The organism is Streptomyces sp. NPDC006335 (assembly GCF_040612795.1).
Lineage (GTDB): Bacteria > Actinomycetota > Actinomycetes > Streptomycetales > Streptomycetaceae > Streptomyces.
This window is the reverse complement of sequence record NZ_JBEXQX010000001.1, coordinates 1,225,944-1,242,275: the sequence shown is the minus strand read 5'-3', so window position 1 is coordinate 1,242,275 and position 16,332 is coordinate 1,225,944. Positions and strand designations below refer to the sequence as shown.

Annotated in this window: 12 protein-coding genes; 6 read left to right on the top strand and 6 right to left on the bottom strand. The window is 74.0% G+C overall.

What is annotated here, in order from left to right:
• The first annotated feature begins 57 nt into the window (after positions 1–57).
• A complete protein-coding gene (locus tag ABZ098_RS05525) occupies positions 58–1,470 on the top strand; it encodes a TQXA domain-containing protein (protein WP_356587459.1) in 1,413 nt (470 codons plus the stop codon).
• 32 nt (positions 1,471–1,502) lie between these two features.
• Entirely contained in the window at positions 1,503–1,880 is a 378-nt protein-coding gene (locus ABZ098_RS05520; protein ID WP_356587457.1) for a hypothetical protein, read from the top strand.
• Between the two features lie 657 nt (positions 1,881–2,537).
• Here ABZ098_RS05520 and ABZ098_RS05515 read toward each other — a convergent pair.
• On the bottom strand, positions 2,538–2,747 hold the full coding sequence (locus tag ABZ098_RS05515; protein WP_356587455.1) for a hypothetical protein: 210 nt from the start codon (positions 2,745–2,747) through the stop codon (positions 2,538–2,540).
• Positions 2,748–2,927: 180 nt separating this feature from the next.
• Between ABZ098_RS05515 and ettA the strand changes: the two genes are divergently transcribed.
• From ettA to ABZ098_RS05500, 3 genes are read left to right on the top strand one after another with little or no spacing between them, the layout of a single operon-like run.
• Positions 2,928–4,592, top strand: coding sequence for an energy-dependent translational throttle protein EttA (gene ettA / locus ABZ098_RS05510; protein ID WP_280851437.1), 1,665 nt, complete (start codon positions 2,928–2,930; stop codon positions 4,590–4,592).
• A 2-nt stretch (positions 4,593–4,594) separates the two neighbouring features.
• Positions 4,595–5,008 carry a thioesterase family protein gene (locus tag ABZ098_RS05505; protein ID WP_123760786.1) on the top strand — a complete coding sequence of 138 codons (414 nt, stop codon included), beginning with the start codon at positions 4,595–4,597 and terminating at the stop codon, positions 5,006–5,008.
• A complete protein-coding gene (locus ABZ098_RS05500; RefSeq protein ID WP_356587453.1) occupies positions 5,005–5,673 on the top strand; it encodes a hypothetical protein in 669 nt (222 codons plus the stop codon). Before ABZ098_RS05505 ends, ABZ098_RS05500 begins: the two co-directional genes overlap by 4 nt.
• A gap of 22 nt (positions 5,674–5,695) precedes the next feature.
• On the opposite strand, the gene ABZ098_RS05495 is transcribed toward ABZ098_RS05500, so the two are convergent.
• From ABZ098_RS05495 to ABZ098_RS05480, 4 genes are all read right to left on the bottom strand, one after another.
• Positions 5,696–6,652 carry an ABC transporter ATP-binding protein gene (locus ABZ098_RS05495; protein ID WP_356587451.1) on the bottom strand — a complete coding sequence of 319 codons (957 nt, stop codon included), beginning with the start codon at positions 6,650–6,652 and terminating at the stop codon, positions 5,696–5,698.
• 124 nt (positions 6,653–6,776) lie between these two features.
• Complete coding sequence (locus ABZ098_RS05490; protein WP_356587449.1) at positions 6,777–9,509, bottom strand: FtsX-like permease family protein; 2,733 nt, start codon at positions 9,507–9,509, stop codon at positions 6,777–6,779.
• A 49-nt stretch (positions 9,510–9,558) separates the two neighbouring features.
• Positions 9,559–12,753: an FtsX-like permease family protein gene (locus tag ABZ098_RS05485; protein ID WP_356587447.1), complete on the bottom strand. Its 3,195-nt coding sequence runs from the start codon at positions 12,751–12,753 to the stop codon at positions 9,559–9,561.
• A 189-nt stretch (positions 12,754–12,942) separates the two neighbouring features.
• Positions 12,943–13,356: a globin gene (locus ABZ098_RS05480; RefSeq protein ID WP_356587445.1), complete on the bottom strand. Its 414-nt coding sequence runs from the start codon at positions 13,354–13,356 to the stop codon at positions 12,943–12,945.
• Between the two features lie 68 nt (positions 13,357–13,424).
• On the opposite strand from ABZ098_RS05480, the gene ABZ098_RS05475 reads away from it, so the two are divergent.
• Complete coding sequence (locus ABZ098_RS05475) at positions 13,425–14,405, top strand: methyltransferase domain-containing protein (protein WP_356587443.1); 981 nt, start codon at positions 13,425–13,427, stop codon at positions 14,403–14,405.
• Positions 14,406–14,435: 30 nt separating this feature from the next.
• On the opposite strand, the gene ABZ098_RS05470 is transcribed toward ABZ098_RS05475, so the two are convergent.
• Complete coding sequence (locus ABZ098_RS05470) at positions 14,436–16,286, bottom strand: FHA domain-containing protein (protein ID WP_356587441.1); 1,851 nt, start codon at positions 16,284–16,286, stop codon at positions 14,436–14,438.
• Positions 16,287–16,332: the final 46 nt, after the last annotated feature.

Below are 16,332 nucleotides of genomic sequence, written 5' to 3'. Positions count from 1 at the left end.
TCTGCTGGTGGGACCGCCACCCCGCTCGTCAACGGGTCCTGTCCGAAGGGGAATTCCGTGTTTTCTGTGTTCTCTGCGCTGTCCGTGCGCGGACGGGGAGCGGCTCGCCTCGCGGCCGTCACGTTCGTCTCCGGCCTGCTCGCCGCCGGTGCGACGGTGGCCGTCGCCGCTCCGGCGACGGCGGACGGGGCGGCGCAGAACCAGAGAGGGGCGACCGCCACGATGGGGGGCCTGAAGACCTACGGTGACGCGGTCATACACGACACCGACGGCGATCTCCAGGTGCCGGCCGGGCTGTTCGAGATGTCCGTCGAGGGCGGCGGCACTCTCCAGACCTACTGCGTCGATCTCTACAACCCCACACAGAAGGACGCCAAGTACCACGAGACCGACTGGAGCGGCACCTCGCTCGGCACCAACAAGGAAGCGGGCAGGATCCGTTGGATCCTGCAGAACTCCTACCCCCAGGTCAACGACCTCGCGGCGCTCGCCGCCAAGGCCGGTATCGCCGCGGGGCTGACCGAGCAGGACGCGGCGGCGGGCACGCAGGTGGCGATCTGGCGCTACTCGGACGCCGCGGACGTCGACGCCGCCGACCCGCAGGCCGAGAAGCTCGCGGACTACCTGGAGAAGAGCGCCCGTGACGTCGCTGAGCCGGCGGCGTCGCTGACGCTCGACCCGCCCGCGGTCTCCGGCCACCCCGGTGAGCTGCTCGGCCCGGTGACGGTGCGCACCAACGCGGCCGGTGCCACGGTCAGCCCGCCGGCGGACGCGGCCACGAGCGGCGTGCGGATCGTCGGCAAGGACGGCAGGCCGGTGACCTCGGTGGGCAACGGCAGCGAGCTCTACTTCGACGTCCCCGAGGACGCGGCGGCGGGCTCGGCCGATCTGACCGTGCAGGCCTCGACGACCGTGCCGGTCGGCCGGGCGTTCGCCTCCGAGAGCCGCAGCCAGACCCAGATCCTCGCCGGCTCCAGCGAGTCGACGGTCTCGGCCGCGGCGAGCGCGACCTGGGCGAAGGAGGGTGCCGTCCCGGCTCTCTCCGCGGCCCGGAACTGCACCGAGCGCGGCCTGGGCATCACGGCGGTCAACCAGGGCGACGAGGAGTTCACGTTCGAGCTGATGGGCACGGAGTACGCCATCGCGGCGGGCGAGACCCGCACGGTGACGGTCCCGCTCCAGGAGGACCAGGCGTACGACTTCACGATCACCGGCCCCGACGGTCTCGCCGAGCGCTTCACCGGCGTCCTCGACTGCCGCACCCGCAGCAGCGAGACGGGCGCCACGACCCAGACCCTCAGTGAGCCCAGCCCCGCCACGGTGGCCGTCCCCACCACCGACGTCAACCTCGCCGAGACCGGCGGCTCCGCCACCACCCCGCTGATCGCCGGTACCGCCATCGCCCTGGTCGTGATCGGGGGCGCGGCGCTGGTTCTCACCGGCAGGAAGCAGAACCGGGCGCAGGACTGACCGGGCGCGTCGGCGCGGGGCAGAATGGCCTCATGACCAAGCCCTCCGCATCGCCGACGCGTCACACCTCCTCGGACTCGGTGCTGTCCCTGTGGTCGACGGACTCGGTGCTGTCGATCGGCTCGGTGGGTTCGGTGCTGTCCATCGGTTCCGTGGGCTCGGCCCTGTCGGTCGGCTCGATCGGAAGCGCCCTGTCCGTGGGCTCGATCGGGTCGGCGCTGTCCCTGATCTCGGCGGGCTCGTGGCTGAGCACGGGGTCGCTGCTGTCGGCGCGGTCGAGGTGGTCGGTGCTGTCGTGGGGCTCGTCCCGGGGGCTGATGCGGTCCGCGGGGGCGGGAGCAGTGGGAGTGGCGGGGACGGTGGCCGTGGGTGCGGCTGTGCTGCTGGCCGTGCGGGGGGCCGGCGACTGATCCCGCCTTGGCGTTCGGGGGCCGGGGACTGATCCGCCTTGGCGTTCGGGGTGCCGGGGGCTGATCCGGCGGGGCGTTCGAGGGCGGGCGACTGAAGCGGCGTGCCGTTCGGGGAGGTCGGCGTAAGGGCGGGCCGAGGCTCGTCCCGGGGGCTGGTGCGGTCCGCGGGGGCGGGAGCAGTGGGGGTGGCGGGGGCGGTGGCCGTGGGTGCGGCTGTGCTGCTGGCCGTGCGGGGGGCCGGCGACTGATCCCGCCTCGGTGTTCGGGGGCCGTGGACTGATCCGCCTTGGCGTTCGGGGTGCCGGGGGCTGATCCGGCGGGGCGTTCGGGGGCGGGCGACTGAAGCGGCGTGCCGTTCGGGGAGGTCGGCCTAAGCGCGGCCGAGGGTCGTCCCGGGGGCTGATACGGTCCGCGGGGGCGGGAGCAGTGGGGGTGGCGGGGGCGGTGGCCGTGGGTGCGGCTGTGCTGTTGGCCGTGCGGGGGCCGGGGACTGATCCGGCGGGCGTTCGGGGCGTTCGATAGGTCGGCGACTGACGCGGCGGCCGTGCGGGGAGGCCGGCGTAGGCGCAGGCCGAGGCTCGTTCTGTCGTCGTTGATCGGCCAGGTGGTCGTAGGTCACAGCCGTCGTTGATCAGTTGTCGCCACACGCACGGTCGGTCACCCGGAGCCCGTGTTCAGGACTGTCGAGGAAGCGCGATGTTCCTCGCAGACGGCCCACCAGCTCTCGCCGCCCTTGTCCTTGACCCGGACGCTCCAGCGCGCGTCACGTGTGCACGGCGAGCCCCAGGCGCAGCGCTGCATGTGGGATTGCGTGCCGACAGCGTGCAGCTCCGGGGTCCAGTCGACGGGTCCCTCGATGATTTCCACGATGCAAGTGAAGCGTGCCCCGCCGTGCCACCGCAGTCGAATGCGTGTCGAACCGGCAGCCGAGGACGAACCCCCAGGTCACAGCCCCCCGACCAAACGGGTTACCACCCGAGGGTGGACCTCAGGCAAGATGGGGTGTATCTGCCCACTGCCAGATTTCAAGCTGCCGGACGGTTTCTCTTGGCTGAGTACATCTACACCATGCGCAAGACGCGCAAGGCAATCGGCGACAAGGTCATCCTTGACGACGTCTCGCTGAACTTCCTGCCTGGCGCGAAGATCGGTGTGGTCGGCCCGAACGGTGCCGGTAAGTCGACCATTCTGAAGATCATGGCGGGGCTGGAGCAGCCGTCGAACGGCGATGCCTTCCTGTCGCCGGGTTACACCGTGGGGATCCTGCTGCAGGAGCCGCCGCTGAACGAGGAGAAGACCGTTCTGGAGAACGTCCAGGAGGGTGTTTCCGAGGTCAAGGGCAAGCTCGACCGGTTCAACGAGATCGCCGAGCTGATGGCGACCGACTACTCCGACGCGCTGCTCGACGAGATGGGCAAGCTGCAGGAGGAGCTCGACCACGCCAACGCGTGGGACCTCGACGCTCAGCTGGAGCAGGCCATGGACGCGCTCGGGTGCCCGCCCGGCGACTGGCCCGTCACCAACCTCTCCGGTGGTGAGAAGCGCCGCGTGGCTCTGTGCAAGCTGCTGCTCGAAGCTCCTGACCTGCTGCTTCTCGACGAGCCCACCAACCACCTCGACGCCGAGTCGGTGAACTGGCTGGAGCAGCACCTCGCCAAGTACGAGGGCACCATCGTGGCCGTGACCCACGACCGGTACTTCCTCGACAACGTCGCCGGCTGGATCTGCGAGGTCGACCGCGGTCGCCTGCACGGCTACGAGGGCAACTACTCCAAGTACCTGGAGACCAAGCAGACCCGTCTCAAGGTCGAGGGCGCCAAGGACGCGAAGCGGGCGAAGCGGCTCAAGGAAGAGCTGGAGTGGGTGCGGTCCAACGCCAAGGGGCGTCAGGCCAAGTCCAAGGCCCGTCTCGCGCGCTACGAGGAGATGGCCGCCGAGGCCGACAAGATGCGGAAGCTGGACTTCGAGGAGATCCAGATCCCGCCGGGCCCGCGGCTCGGCAGCGTCGTCGTCGAGGTCAGCAACCTCAGCAAGGGCTTCGGCGACAAGGTCCTGATCGACGACCTGAGCTTCACGCTGCCGCGCAACGGCATCGTCGGTGTCATCGGCCCCAACGGCGCCGGCAAGACCACCCTCTTCAAGATGATCCAGGGCCTGGAGGAGCCGGACTCCGGCACCATCAAGGTCGGCGAGACCGTCAAGATCTCGTACGTCGACCAGAGCCGCGCGAACATCGACCCGAAGAAGACCCTGTGGGCGGTCGTGTCGGACGAGCTGGACTACATCAACGTGGGCCAGGTCGAGATGCCGAGCCGGGCTTACGTCTCGGCGTTCGGGTTCAAGGGCCCGGACCAGCAGAAGCCCGCCGGTGTCCTGTCCGGCGGTGAGCGCAACCGCCTCAACCTCGCGCTCACCCTCAAGCAGGGCGGCAACCTGCTGCTCCTCGACGAGCCGACCAACGACCTCGACGTCGAGACCCTCGGCTCCCTGGAGAACGCGCTCCTCGAGTTCCCGGGCGCGGCCGTGGTCGTCTCCCACGACCGCTGGTTCCTGGACCGGGTCGCCACCCACATCCTCGCCTACGAGGGTGACTCCAAGTGGTTCTGGTTCGAGGGCAACTTCGAGTCGTACGAGAAGAACAAGATCGAGCGGCTCGGCCCGGACGCGGCGCGTCCGCACCGCGCCACCTACAAGAAGCTGACCCGGGGCTGATCTTGCGGCACATCTACCGCTGCCCGCTGCGCTGGGCGGACATGGACGCGTACGGCCACGTCAACAACGTGGTCTTCCTCCGCTACCTGGAGGAAGCCCGTATCGACTTCCTGTTCCGCCCGGAGAAGGACTTCAAGCAGGGGTCCGTGGTGGCACGCCATGAGATCGACTACAAGCGGCAGCTCGTCCACCGGCACGCGCCCGTGGACATCGAGCTGTGGGTCACCGAGATCCGAGCGGCGTCCTTCACCATCGCCTACGAGGTGAAGGACGGCGACGACGTCTACGTCCGGGCCTCGACGGTGATAGTGCCGTTCGACTTCGAGGCCCAGCGGCCGCGCCGGATCACCGCCGAGGAACGGGAGTTCCTGGAGGAGTACCGGGACGACGACGAGGAGGAGGCCGTCGCCGCATGACGGTGCTCCACCTCGCCGACGAGGGGGAGGCCGCGGATCTCGCCGCCTTCCTCTCCCGGCTGCTCCACTACGACCGCTCGGCCGCGGTACGCCTCCAGGGCACCGGCACCGCGCTCGCCGTCTTCGGGCGCCCGCCGTCCTTCGAGGTGCTGGCGATCCGGGCGGTGCGCCTCGCCAAGCCGTACGAGAACGGGCTCGACGTCACGCTCGATGTCACCGTCTCCGCCGGGGAGTTGCTGGAGTCCCTCGACGAGAGCGCGGGTACGGCCCGCGTGCCGGAGGCGGTGACCGGGCCGCCGTGGGCCGGAGTGCTGCCGCCGCGAGGCGGGTGGCAGGAGGTGGCCGGACTGCCGGAGCCGGAGGCGCTGCGGGCGCTCGTCCACGCCGGCGTCACCGAATTCCGGTCCCGCACCGAGGAGTTGGGGCCGGAGCAGCGTACCCGGGCCGAACTCGACCGGATCGGGCGGGAGATCTGGTCGCGGACCGTGGGGGACACCCGACTGCCGGTGCGGGCCGTGCACGCGGCCCAGTCGCTCGGCTTCCTGCGACCCGGTGGAGGAGCGGCGCTCTTCGTGTCGGGGGCGTGGCTGCGGCTGCGTACGCCGTACGGCTCGATCGCCGTACGGCAAGGGGGACTCGGGATGCTCGGCGTCAGCGTGCGCTGAGGCGCCCGAACGGCGGCGGCCGTCAGTCCCGGTCGCTGTCGTCCGGCCACACGCCGATGTGATCCGGCTCCAGTTCCAGCGCGACCCGCTCGCGCATGCCCAGCGCCTCGGTGTACTCCTTCGGGAGCTGGAGGCGGCCCGCGCGGTCGAGCATCGCGTACTCCCTCGCCACCAGGGTCTCGTCGCCCGTCGCCGCGTCCACCGCGCTGCGACGCAGCACCTCGGTGGAGGTACGACCGTCCCGGATGGCCACGGCGCGGCGGACCTCGCCCGCCACCGCCTGGTCGTGGGTGACGATGACGATCGTGGTGCCGAGCTGTTCGTTGGCGGTGCGGAACGCCGCGAAGATCTGTTCCGCGGTGTGCGAGTCGAGCTCGCCCGTCGGTTCGTCGGCGAGCAGGACGGCGGGGCTGTTGGCCAACGCCACCGCGATCGCCACGCGTTGCTGCTGGCCTCCCGACATCTGGTGCGGGCGGCGGTTGCGGCAGTCGGCCACCTCCAGCAACTCCAGGAGTTCCAGCGCGCGTTCGGTCTGTGCGCGGCGGGCCGTCCGGGAGCCGGAGAGCTGGATGGGCAGGGTGATGTTCTGGGCCGCGGTGAGGTAGGGGAGGAGGTTGCGGGAGGTCTGCTGCCAGACGAAGCCGACCGTCTTGCGGCGGTAGGCCAGGCGGTCCTTCGCGGTCATGGTGAGCAGGTCGTGGCCCGCGACTCTCGCGGCGCCCGCGGTGGGGGTGTCCAGGCCCGCGAGGATGTTCATGAGCGTGGACTTGCCGCTGCCGGACGCGCCCACCAGAGCGAGGAGTTCGCCCTCCCGGACGAGGAGGTCGAGGCCCTGGAGGGCCTGGACCTCCACGCCGTCCGTGGTGAAGATGCGGACGAGCCGGTCGCAGGTGATCAGGGCGTCGTGGCCGTAGGTGGGGCGGGAGCGGGCCTCGGTCGCCTTGTGGGCGAGTTCGGTGAGGGTGGGGTTCGTGGTCACTGGCCGTCTCCTGTGGGGGCGCCTGTCGATGTGCCGCGCTGTGCCTTCGGGCGGGTGCCGCTGTCCGCGGGCCGGGAGCCGCCCCGGCGGCGTGAGCGCACGCCGCCGAGGGTGACGAAGCCGTTCATCTCGCGTCCCCCGCTCTCAACTCCTGTACCGATCCCCGTCTCCCCGACCACCACGCCTGGCCGATCCCCATCCCCACCGCCAGCAGCAGCACGGCCGCCGCCGGCAGCGCCAGGGACAGGAGGTCCGTGCGCAACTCCGCCGGGACCGAGGAGGGTTCGGCCGACGGGACGGCGACTGCCGTCAGGTCGATGCCGGGGGACAGGAGGCGGATCGTGGCCCAGCCCGTGAGGGTGCCTCCCAGGGCCGCCAGGACCGCCTGGGGCAGGGACTCCAGGATCAGCAGGCGGCGGCCCGCCGCCCGGGTCAGGCCCATCGTGCGCAGGCGGGCCAGCAGGGCCGTGCGCTCCGGGGCCGTGCGCAGGAAGGACAGCAGCAGGGCCAGCACCGCGTATCCCGTGCCCGCCGCCACCGCCGTCGCGTAGACGCCTTCCGCGCCGGTCTGCAGGGGGGAGTCGACGTAGCGTTCGCGTTCCTCGGACCTCAGGTGCACGGACGCCGCCTCGGGAGCCGCCTCGCGCAGCGCGGCCCCGTCCAGGCTCGTCCCCGTCAGCAGCAGCGTGGTCGGTCGCGCCATCGCCGGGCTCAGTGCCTCGCGGTTCACGATCAGGAAGTCCGGGCCCGTCACCGCCGGGGTGCGGTCGAGGACGGTGGTGATGCGGACGGTGAGCGAGCTGCCGTCCGGGAGGAGGACGGGGAAGGGGCCGGTGCCGTACGTCCGGGCGGTGGCCGTGGAGGCCAGGGCCGGGATCGTGCCGCCGGTGGCCCCCTCCCGCAACCGGGCCGCCGAGAAGGCGCCGATGTCCGTCCGGGACGACAGTGCCGCGTAGTCCGCGGGGTTCACCCCGGCCAGGGTCACCGACTGGGCTCCGTCCGCCGGCTTCGCGTCGTAGGTGACGCTCACCGCGGACAGGTCGCTCACCCCCGGTGCCCGGCGCAGCCGGTCCGGCAGCCCCGACGGAAGCGGCGCCGCCGTCTCCACGCGGGCGTCGGCGCCCACCGAGAGGAGGGCCGCGTGGTCGCGGGCCTCCCGCACGCCGGCGAGGACCGAGCCGCCGAAGGCCGCCGTGGTCAGGGCGGTCAGCAGGGCCAGCAGGGGCAGCACGGCGGAGGCCGAGGTGCGGCCCGCGCGGGCCAGCGACAGATGGGCCAGGGCACCGCGCAGGCGGGCGGCCGGGCGGGCCAGCCCCCGCAGCGGGAGCGGGTACAGGCGGACCAGGACCAGGGCGGCGATCACGCCCACCAGCACCGGTGCCAGCGAGACGAGGTCGTCGGAACCGCCCGACGTGCCACGTCGGCGCAGCGAGGCCACCGCCCCCACCGTCAGCAGCAGCAGCGTCAGTTCGGCGACCGTACGGCGCCGGGACGGTCGTACGGAGGAGATGTCCTCGCGGCCGGTGTGGAGGCGGACCACGCGGTGGGCGGCGGCCGCGCGGAGCGGCAGGGCCGCGCAGGTGACGGCGGTGACCGCCACGGCGGCCGCGATGGCGTAGCGGACGCGGCCCTCGGGGACCGCGAGCAGCGCGGCGGCCAGGCCCAGGGCGCCCGCCGGCACGGCCACGACGGCCGTCTCGGCGAACAGGCGGCCGGCGAGACCCGGGAGGGAGGCGCCGCGGGCCCGCAGCAGGGCGAGTTCGCTGCGCCTGCGGTCGGCGGTGAGGCCGCCCGCCATCAGCAGGACGACGGCGGCGACCGTGCCGGTGCCGAACGCCGCGACCGCGACGAGCGGGGCGACCGCCTCGCGGAACCGGTCGTAGTCCATGAGGACCCCGTCGAGGTCGGTGAGGACCTCGGTCTGCCCCTCGGTCGCCGTCAGCTCGGTCACCGGGCCGTCGATCGACAGGCGCAGCTTCCGCAGCGCCGGACCGGCCTCCAGGGAGGCCAGCGCGGACAGCAGGGCCGGGGTGTCACGGGCCCGCAGCGCCTGCTCCGAGGGCGCCAACTGCCAGTAGGGTTCCGGCATTCCCGGGGTGGCCAGCAGGACCGGGGCCGCCTCGGGCGCGATGAGCAGCGCGCCGAGCCAGTGCATGTCGATGGACGGCGCGGGTTCGCGGATCAGGGACGGGCTGCGCAGGATGGGGTGGGTGGCCCAGTAGGCGCCCTTCGGGTCGCGCGGGGTGACGATGCCCGTGACCCGGATCGGGAGCGTACGGCCGGCGGCGGGTGCGTGGATCACCGAACCCACCTTGATGTGCAGGGCCTTGGCGGTCTCGACGGTGACCGCGGCCTCCAGTTCGGGTTCGGAGGCGGTAACCTGGTCGCCCGCACGCGGCAGACGTCCCCGGGCGACCGTGGCGTGGGCGCCGAGTCCCGCCTGCGCGATCAGCGTCACCTGCGCGGGCTTGCCGGTCGGCCTAGGCAGCCACGGGTCCGGTACCTCGAGGTCCACGGTGGTGCGCGCCCCGAACGTCGACTGGCCCGGGTCGAGGGGCAGCGCGCGCGGGACCTGGGCGCGGACCGCGGCGTACTGCCGGGCCAGCACGTCGGGACGCAGCACGTCCTCGCGCTCGCTCGGCTTCAGCAGCATCGACGGCTGCGGGGCGTACACCTCGATGCTGGTGCGGTCGGGGCGGGCATGTTCGGCGGCCCCGCGCAGTCCGGCGTCCTCGTAGCGGTCCACCGCCCGCGGGAACGCGGCCGCGAGGCACGCCGTCAGCGCGACCAGCAGCGCCAGCCAGAACGCGGTGCCGGGCGCGGTCCGCAACCGGGTGCGCACCCAGGGCACGCTCACCCCGGGCTCCCCGGCGGCCCTCTCCCGGCGCGCGATGAGACGCCTCACCTCACTCACCCCCCTCACGCAGCGCCCGCGCCGGATCCGCCCGCCGCAGCGCCAGTGCCGCCGTGACCAGGAGCGGGGCGAGGGCCACCGCCGCCAGCAGCGCGGCCGCCTGCGGGAGCGGGAGCCGGACCAGGACCTGCGGGACCGGTTTCGTCGCCTCGTCCGTCAGCACGATCAGCGGGACCACCGCCCGGGTCAACGCCGTGCCCAGCAGCGCGCCCACCAGCAGCGCCAGCACCACCAGCACGCCCTGTTCGACGGCGACCGCCCGGGCCAGCCGGCGCCGCGGGGCCCCCAGGGCGCGCAGTACGGCCAACTCCGCGCCGCGTTCCCTCAGCGAGCCCGCCGCGCTCACCGCGAACCCGACCGCGGCCAGTGCCGCCGCCACCCCGGCCGCCACGGCGAACGCGGCCTCGGGGCCCGCGCCGAACGGGTCGTCGCGCAGTTGCCCGGCGAGTTCGTCCCGCACCACGACCTGCGCGGGGTCCATGTCGGGCCGGGCCCGCAGCGCGGCCGCGACCTCGTCCGAGGCGCCCGGGCTCGTCGTCAGCCACCACTCGTTCGGTTCCACGCCGCGACCGGACTTCGCCTGCAGTTCCCGGTTCACGGTCCGCAGATCCAGCAGCAGGGCCCCGCCGCTGTCCGAAGCGGTGGGCAGCTCCCGTATCGAGCGCACGATCCGCACCGAGACGGTGTCTCCGTCCAACGGCACGTCCAGGCTGTCCCCGACGGCCGCGCCCGCCGAGGTGAGGAAGCTCCGGGTAGCGACGGCCGTGACCTTGGCCGGCTCGGGCTGCGGGGCCTTCAGCCGGACCGTCAGCGCCCCCGTGCTCCAGGTGTCGTCGTACGGGATGAACCCGGTGCCGTAGTCCACGCTCAGCCGCCCGGGTCCCGAACTCAGGCGTGGGGGGACGGGTTTGGTCTTGGGGTCCGGCGTCGACGCCACCCCGTCGCTCTGCGAGTGGGCCCCCCAGTCGGTCGGCAACGCGAGCCGTCGTACCGCCCCGTCGGCGCTCTCGGCCGTCAACCCGGTGACGGTGAAGCGCTGTCGGTCGGCCTTGCCGCCCGGGACGGGCACGACCAGTTCCAGGGTGGTGAGGGTCAGCGGGCCACCGGACACGTAGACGTCCAGCGCGTGCGGGCGGCCGTCGGCGGGGAGTTGGCCGACCGGGACCCGGTAGGGGATGTCGTAGCGGTCCACCAGGGTCACGGTGACCTGCGCTGTCGTACTCGGCTCCGCGCTGCGCAGGGCCGTCGTCAGCCGCAGCCGGGTCGTGTCCGCGGGCACCTGCACCCCTGTGGTCGCCCCCTTGGGGCCGAGCCCCTGGAGGAAGGGTCCCGAGTGCAGGTCGGGGCGGATGAGCATCGAGGCGCGCGAGGTGTCCAGCGCCAGCACGGTCGCCGTGCGGCTGCCGGACAGCGGCAGTTCGGAGCGGGCGGCGGGGGCGGTTCGCCGTACGCCCGCGACGCCCGCGTACTGCTCGGTGCGGCCGAGGCCCGCGTCCCCGGAGACCATGACCCGCACCGGCGCCCCGGCCCGGAAGTCCGCCTGGTCGGTCTGCGAACGGTCCCAGGAGGCGCCCTGTCCGATCGCCAGCATGCCCAGCGCCATCGCGAGGACCAGCAGCAGCACCGGGCCCGCACCGCGCCTTGGACGGCGGGCGATCTGCCAGCCCGCCAGGGCCGCGGTCAACCCGCGCCCGCCGGTCGCCCGGCGTTCGGCGAGCCGGGCCAGCGGCGGCAGCAGCCGCAGCGTCAGGACGGTCCCGGCCAGCAGCGCGAGCGCCGGCGCCGCCACCAGCAGCGGATCCACGCCCAGCGTGCCGGAGGTGTCGTCGGACACGGCACCGGAGGTCTGCCGGCTGAGCTGGAAGTAGGCCACCGCCGCCACGGCCAGCAACCCGAGGTCCGCCCCCGCGCGCACCGCGCCGGGCAGTGCCGCGGCCCGGCCGCGCGCGAAGGAAGACGTCAGCGCGGGCAGGGTCACCGCCAGCGCGCACCCGAGCGCCACCGCTCCCGCGACCAGCCACACCCCGGGGCGCCCGCCCGAGGGCACCTCCAGGTGCAGCCCGATCCGGGCCAGCGGTCCCCGTCCGGCCAGCAGCCGGGTCAGCGGGCCCGCCAGCAGCGGCGCGCACAGCAGCGCGGGCGCCGCCAGCAGCACCCCCTCCAGGGCGGCGAGGCCGGCGATCCGGGCCCGGGAGGCGCCGCGCGCCAGCAGCAGCCGGCTCTCGCCCGTGCGCTCACTGCTCAGCAGCCCGGCCACCAGCAGCAGGGCGCAGCCCGCGAGGAGCACCAGTTGGAGGGCGACGATCAGCAGGGTCGAGCGGGAGACGAGCAGCGAGCGGTCGGCGCGGTCGAGGACCTCGGGCAGCGAGGTCGACGCGGTCGTGGCGCCGCCGAGGGAGGATTCCTTGCGCAGCGCCGCGTTCCCCGCGACGGCGGACCTCCGCAGCGCGTCCGACCGCGCGGTCGTCACCGTCGCGAAGTCGGCCGACGCCAGCCACCCCGACGTCCCGACGCTCACCGTGCCGTCGGCCAGTACGCCGGGATCGGCGAGCAGGGGTCCGTACGTCGTGAAGTCGAGCTTGTTGACGCCCCGCCCGTGCAGGTCGTCGAGGAGCCAGTACGGGTCGTCCGCGCGCACGGGCCGGTACAGACCGGTCACCGCGACCCGCACCGCCGGGCCGCGCAGCCGGTCGGTGAGGGTGAAGCGGGCGCCGGGACCGAGGTGCAGGGCGCGGGCGGCGGCCTGCGGGAGCGCCACCTCGACCAGCCCCTCGGCCGGCCGCGGCAGCCGCCCCTCGACCAGCCGCACCCGGGAGCGGTCCAGTTCCGCGAAGTGGGTCAGATCCGGGTCCCCGGACCGCGCCGACGCGGGCTGGAGCGACCGCGGCAGCGCGTACGGGCCCGACCGCAGGAAGGTCCGCACGGTCACCGGCAGCCCGTCGAACGTCCGCCGCGCCACCTCGCGTACGGCGGTGTCGGCGGCCTTGCGACGCTCCTCGGGTACGTCGGCCTTGACGACCAGCGCGGTGTCGGCGGCGTTGCGCGGGTCCGCGAGGGAGTGGCGCAGGGCCGCGTCGCCGATCGCGCCGGAGTAGGCGGTGAGGGTCGCGAGGACCGCCGTGGTGAGCAGGACCGTGAGCAGCGCGGCGGCGAGCAGCAGCCGGTGCGCCCGCGCACGCAGGAACACGAAACGCGCGATTCCCCCGAACCCCGTCACCCGGCCCCCCGCCGTGTTGTGCCAGATCTCCGGCGAGGATGTCAGAGGCGACGGCTTCGAGTAAGCGCTTGTAGCCCGGGCTTGACCGGATCGTGACCGGAATCCGGCACCGCGCGACCGGAATCCGGCAATCAGTGAACGGCGGTCACCGGGGGGTGATCAGTCGGCGGTGTTCACCATCGAAGCGGCCGCGTACGTCAGGTAGTTCCACAACTGCGTCTCGTGCTCCTCGGACAGACCGAGGTCGTCGACGGCGTCCCGCATGTGCCGCAGCCACGCGTCGTGCGCCTCGCGATTGACGACGAAGGGGGCGTGACGCATGCGCAGCCGGGGGTGGCCGCGGTTGTCGCTGTACGTGGTCGGGCCGCCCCAGTACTGCATCAGGAACAGCGCGAGGCGCTCCTCGGCCGGGCCGAGGTCCTCCTCGGGGTACATGGGCCGCAGGACCGGGTCCTGGGCCACCCCCTCGTAGAAACGGTGGACGAGGCGGCGGAAGGTCTCCTCCCCGCCGACCTGCTCGTAGAAGGTCTGCGTCTGAAGCGTGCCGCGCCGGATCTCTTTCACGTCAACCATGGTCTCAGACGGGGTGGCGGAGGACTCAAGGCTTAGGACCTCCCGGGCCCAGGGTGCAGAGTGGAGGTATGGGCGCGCACGCTCTCGACCGGGACCTCGCCTCACTCGCCGCCTCCGCGCGGGCCGCGCTGGTGCGGGAGATCGACGCGAGCGGGGCCTGGGCCGCCGACCCGGGATGGCGGGAGGCCTTCGAGGCGGTGCCCCGGCATCTGTTCGTGCCGTACTACTACGTGGGCGTCGTCGGGGGCTACGAGCGGCGCTGGGGCGAGAGCCCGGACCCGCGCACCCGGGAGAAGTGGGTCCGCGGGGCCTACGCCGACGCCCCGCTGGCCACCCGGCTGCGCGACGGCGAACTGGTCTCCTCCAGCAGCCAGCCCTCGCTGATGGCGATGATGCTGGCCGAGCTGCGGGTACGGGACGGCGACCGGGTCCTGGAGATCGGCGCCGGCACCGGCTACAACGCGGCCCTGCTCGCGCACCGGCTCGGCGACGACCACGTCACCACCGTCGACCTGGAGCCGGAGATCACCGAGGCGGCGCGCCGACACCTGGCCGCCGCCGGGTACCACCCCGTCGTCGTCACCGGCGACGGCGCGCGCGGAGTGCCCGAACGCGCCCCCTACGACCGGATCATCGCCACCTGCACCCTGGCCTCGGTGCCGACCGCCTGGCTCGCCCAGTGCCGCCCCGGCGCACGCGTCCTGAGCCCGCTCGCCACCGGACTGATCGCCCTGACCGTGCGGGACGCCGGGCACGCCGAGGGACGGTTCCTGCACACGCCGGCCTACTTCGTGCCGTTGCGTGGCGCGGGCCGGCCGGACCAGGAGCCCACGGACCTGGCCGGGGTCCCGCGACCGGCCCGGGAGAGCGACCTGTTCCGGTTCCTGCTGTCGCTGAGCCGCGGCAGCCTCGCACCGCCGGAGGCGTACGCGCTGTGGGAGCGCGAGGGCCGACCGGGTCGTGAGCGCTACGGCGTCACGGTCGACGGCGACCGGGAGTGGGCGTGGCTGGACGACCCGGAGGGACCGCACGCGTGGCCCCTCCGGTGACGTGGCCGTTCTCCAGCCGCGGCGGTTTCTCTAGCCGCGGCGGATGGTGATCGTCGTCCAGGCGCCGACGTGCACCCGGTCGCCGTCCTGGAGCGGCACCGGCACGAACGGCGTGATGGGCTCCTCGGCGCCGTTGACCGTGGTGCCGTTGGTCGAGTTCTGGTCGACGACCGCCCAGGAGCCGTCCGGCTGCTGGACCAGCACCGCGTGCTGGTGCGAGACGCCCGGGTCCTCCGGCGGCACCGACAGGTCCACGTCGGGGGTGTCGCCGGTGGAGTGCCGGCGGCGGCCGATGGTGACCTGGTTGCCGGTGAGCGTGCGCTGCTGCTCGGGGGAGTACGCGGGCAGGTTCAGGCCCGCGGCCTCGGGGCCGGAGCGCTGCATCATCGCCATGAAGTAGTCGCGGTCCGGGCCGATGGTCGCCGTCCAGGTCGCCGGCTGCTGCGGGAAGGACGGGCCGGGGGGCGCGGGCGGGGCCTGGGTGGAGCCGGCGCCGGGCTGCGGGAAGCCGTACCCGCCGGGGCCACCAGGACCGCCCGGACCACCAGGACCGCCGCCGGGGCCGCCCGGGGCGTTGGAGGACGGCGGGGAGATGACCCAGTCGTCGGCTCCGCCACCACCGAAGGACGGACCGCCCGGCTGGGGCCGGTTGGTCTCCTGCGGGAAGGCGGGCGGGGCCGACGCGCCCTGAGCCTGGAAGCCCTGCGGCGCACCGCTCGTGGCACCGGGTCCCGCGGGCGGGGTCGGGCCGGGGGGCGGCGGGACCGTGCGGGAGGGGTCCGCACCGAAGTTCGGCGGACCGCCGGGGCCGGGCCGGGACGGGTCGCCGGGGAAGCCCTGCGGACCACCGGGGCCGCCGGACTGGCCGGGTCCACCAGGACCGGGCTGGGTGGGAGTGCCGCCGCCGAAGCCCTGCGGACCACCACCGGGGCCGCCGGGGCCGCCAGGGCCTCCGGGACCGGAAGGTCCGGGCGGGGCCTGGGTGTTGCCGGGCTGCGGGTAGCCGTAACCGCCAGGGCCACCGGGGCCGGGCTGGCCGGGGCCGCCGGGGCGGGACGGGTCGCCGGGGAAACCGGAGGGGCCGGGACCGCCAGGGCCACCGGGACCGCCCGGGAAACCGGAGGGGCCGGGTGCGCCGGGTCGTCCGGGGTCGCCCGGGAAGCCCTGCTGGCCGCCGGGGCCGGGCTGGCCGGGGCCACCGGGGCGGGACGGGTCGCCGGAGAAACCGGAGGGGCCGGGACCGCCAGGGCCGCCGGGACCGCCCGGGAAACCGGAAGGACCGGAGGAGCCGGGGCCGCCGGGACCGGACTGGCCGGGGCCGCCAGGTCGGGACGGGTCACCGGGGAAGCCCTGCGGAGCTCCGGGACCGCTCGGACCGCCGCCGGGACCGCCCGGACCCGTGCGACCCGACGGCTCCGAACCGAAGGGGATCGGTTCCGCGGGGCGGTTCACCTGGGACGGGCGCGAGCCCTGGTACTCGTAGGAGTCACCGCCGCCGAAGGACGGACCGGGTCCGGGCCCCGACTGCTGCTGGAAGTGCGAGGGCGGGCCGCCGGAACCGGCCGGCGGGCGCGGGGCGGCCGGGGTGTACGAGGTCGCCGTGTTCGTCAGGAAGTTCCACCGGCACTCCTCGCAGAAGGGCGCGCCGCCCTCACGGGGCGTACGGCACTGCGGGCAGAGCTCCGGCTCGGGGTCCGGTACGGAGGACAGCGGGCGTCCACCGGGCTGGCCGCCGGGACCGCCGGGCGGCGGGAAGCCGTAGCCGCCTCCACCCGGGCCGGGCGGCGGAGGGGGCGGAGGTACGGCACCGGCCATGCGGTGACCGCAGACCTCGCACCAGTCGTCGGAACCCGACTGGTGTCCGTTCGGGCAGGTCGGCATGTCGGCGCTTCCCCCTCTCGGATCAGGGAACTTCTACGTCGGAAAC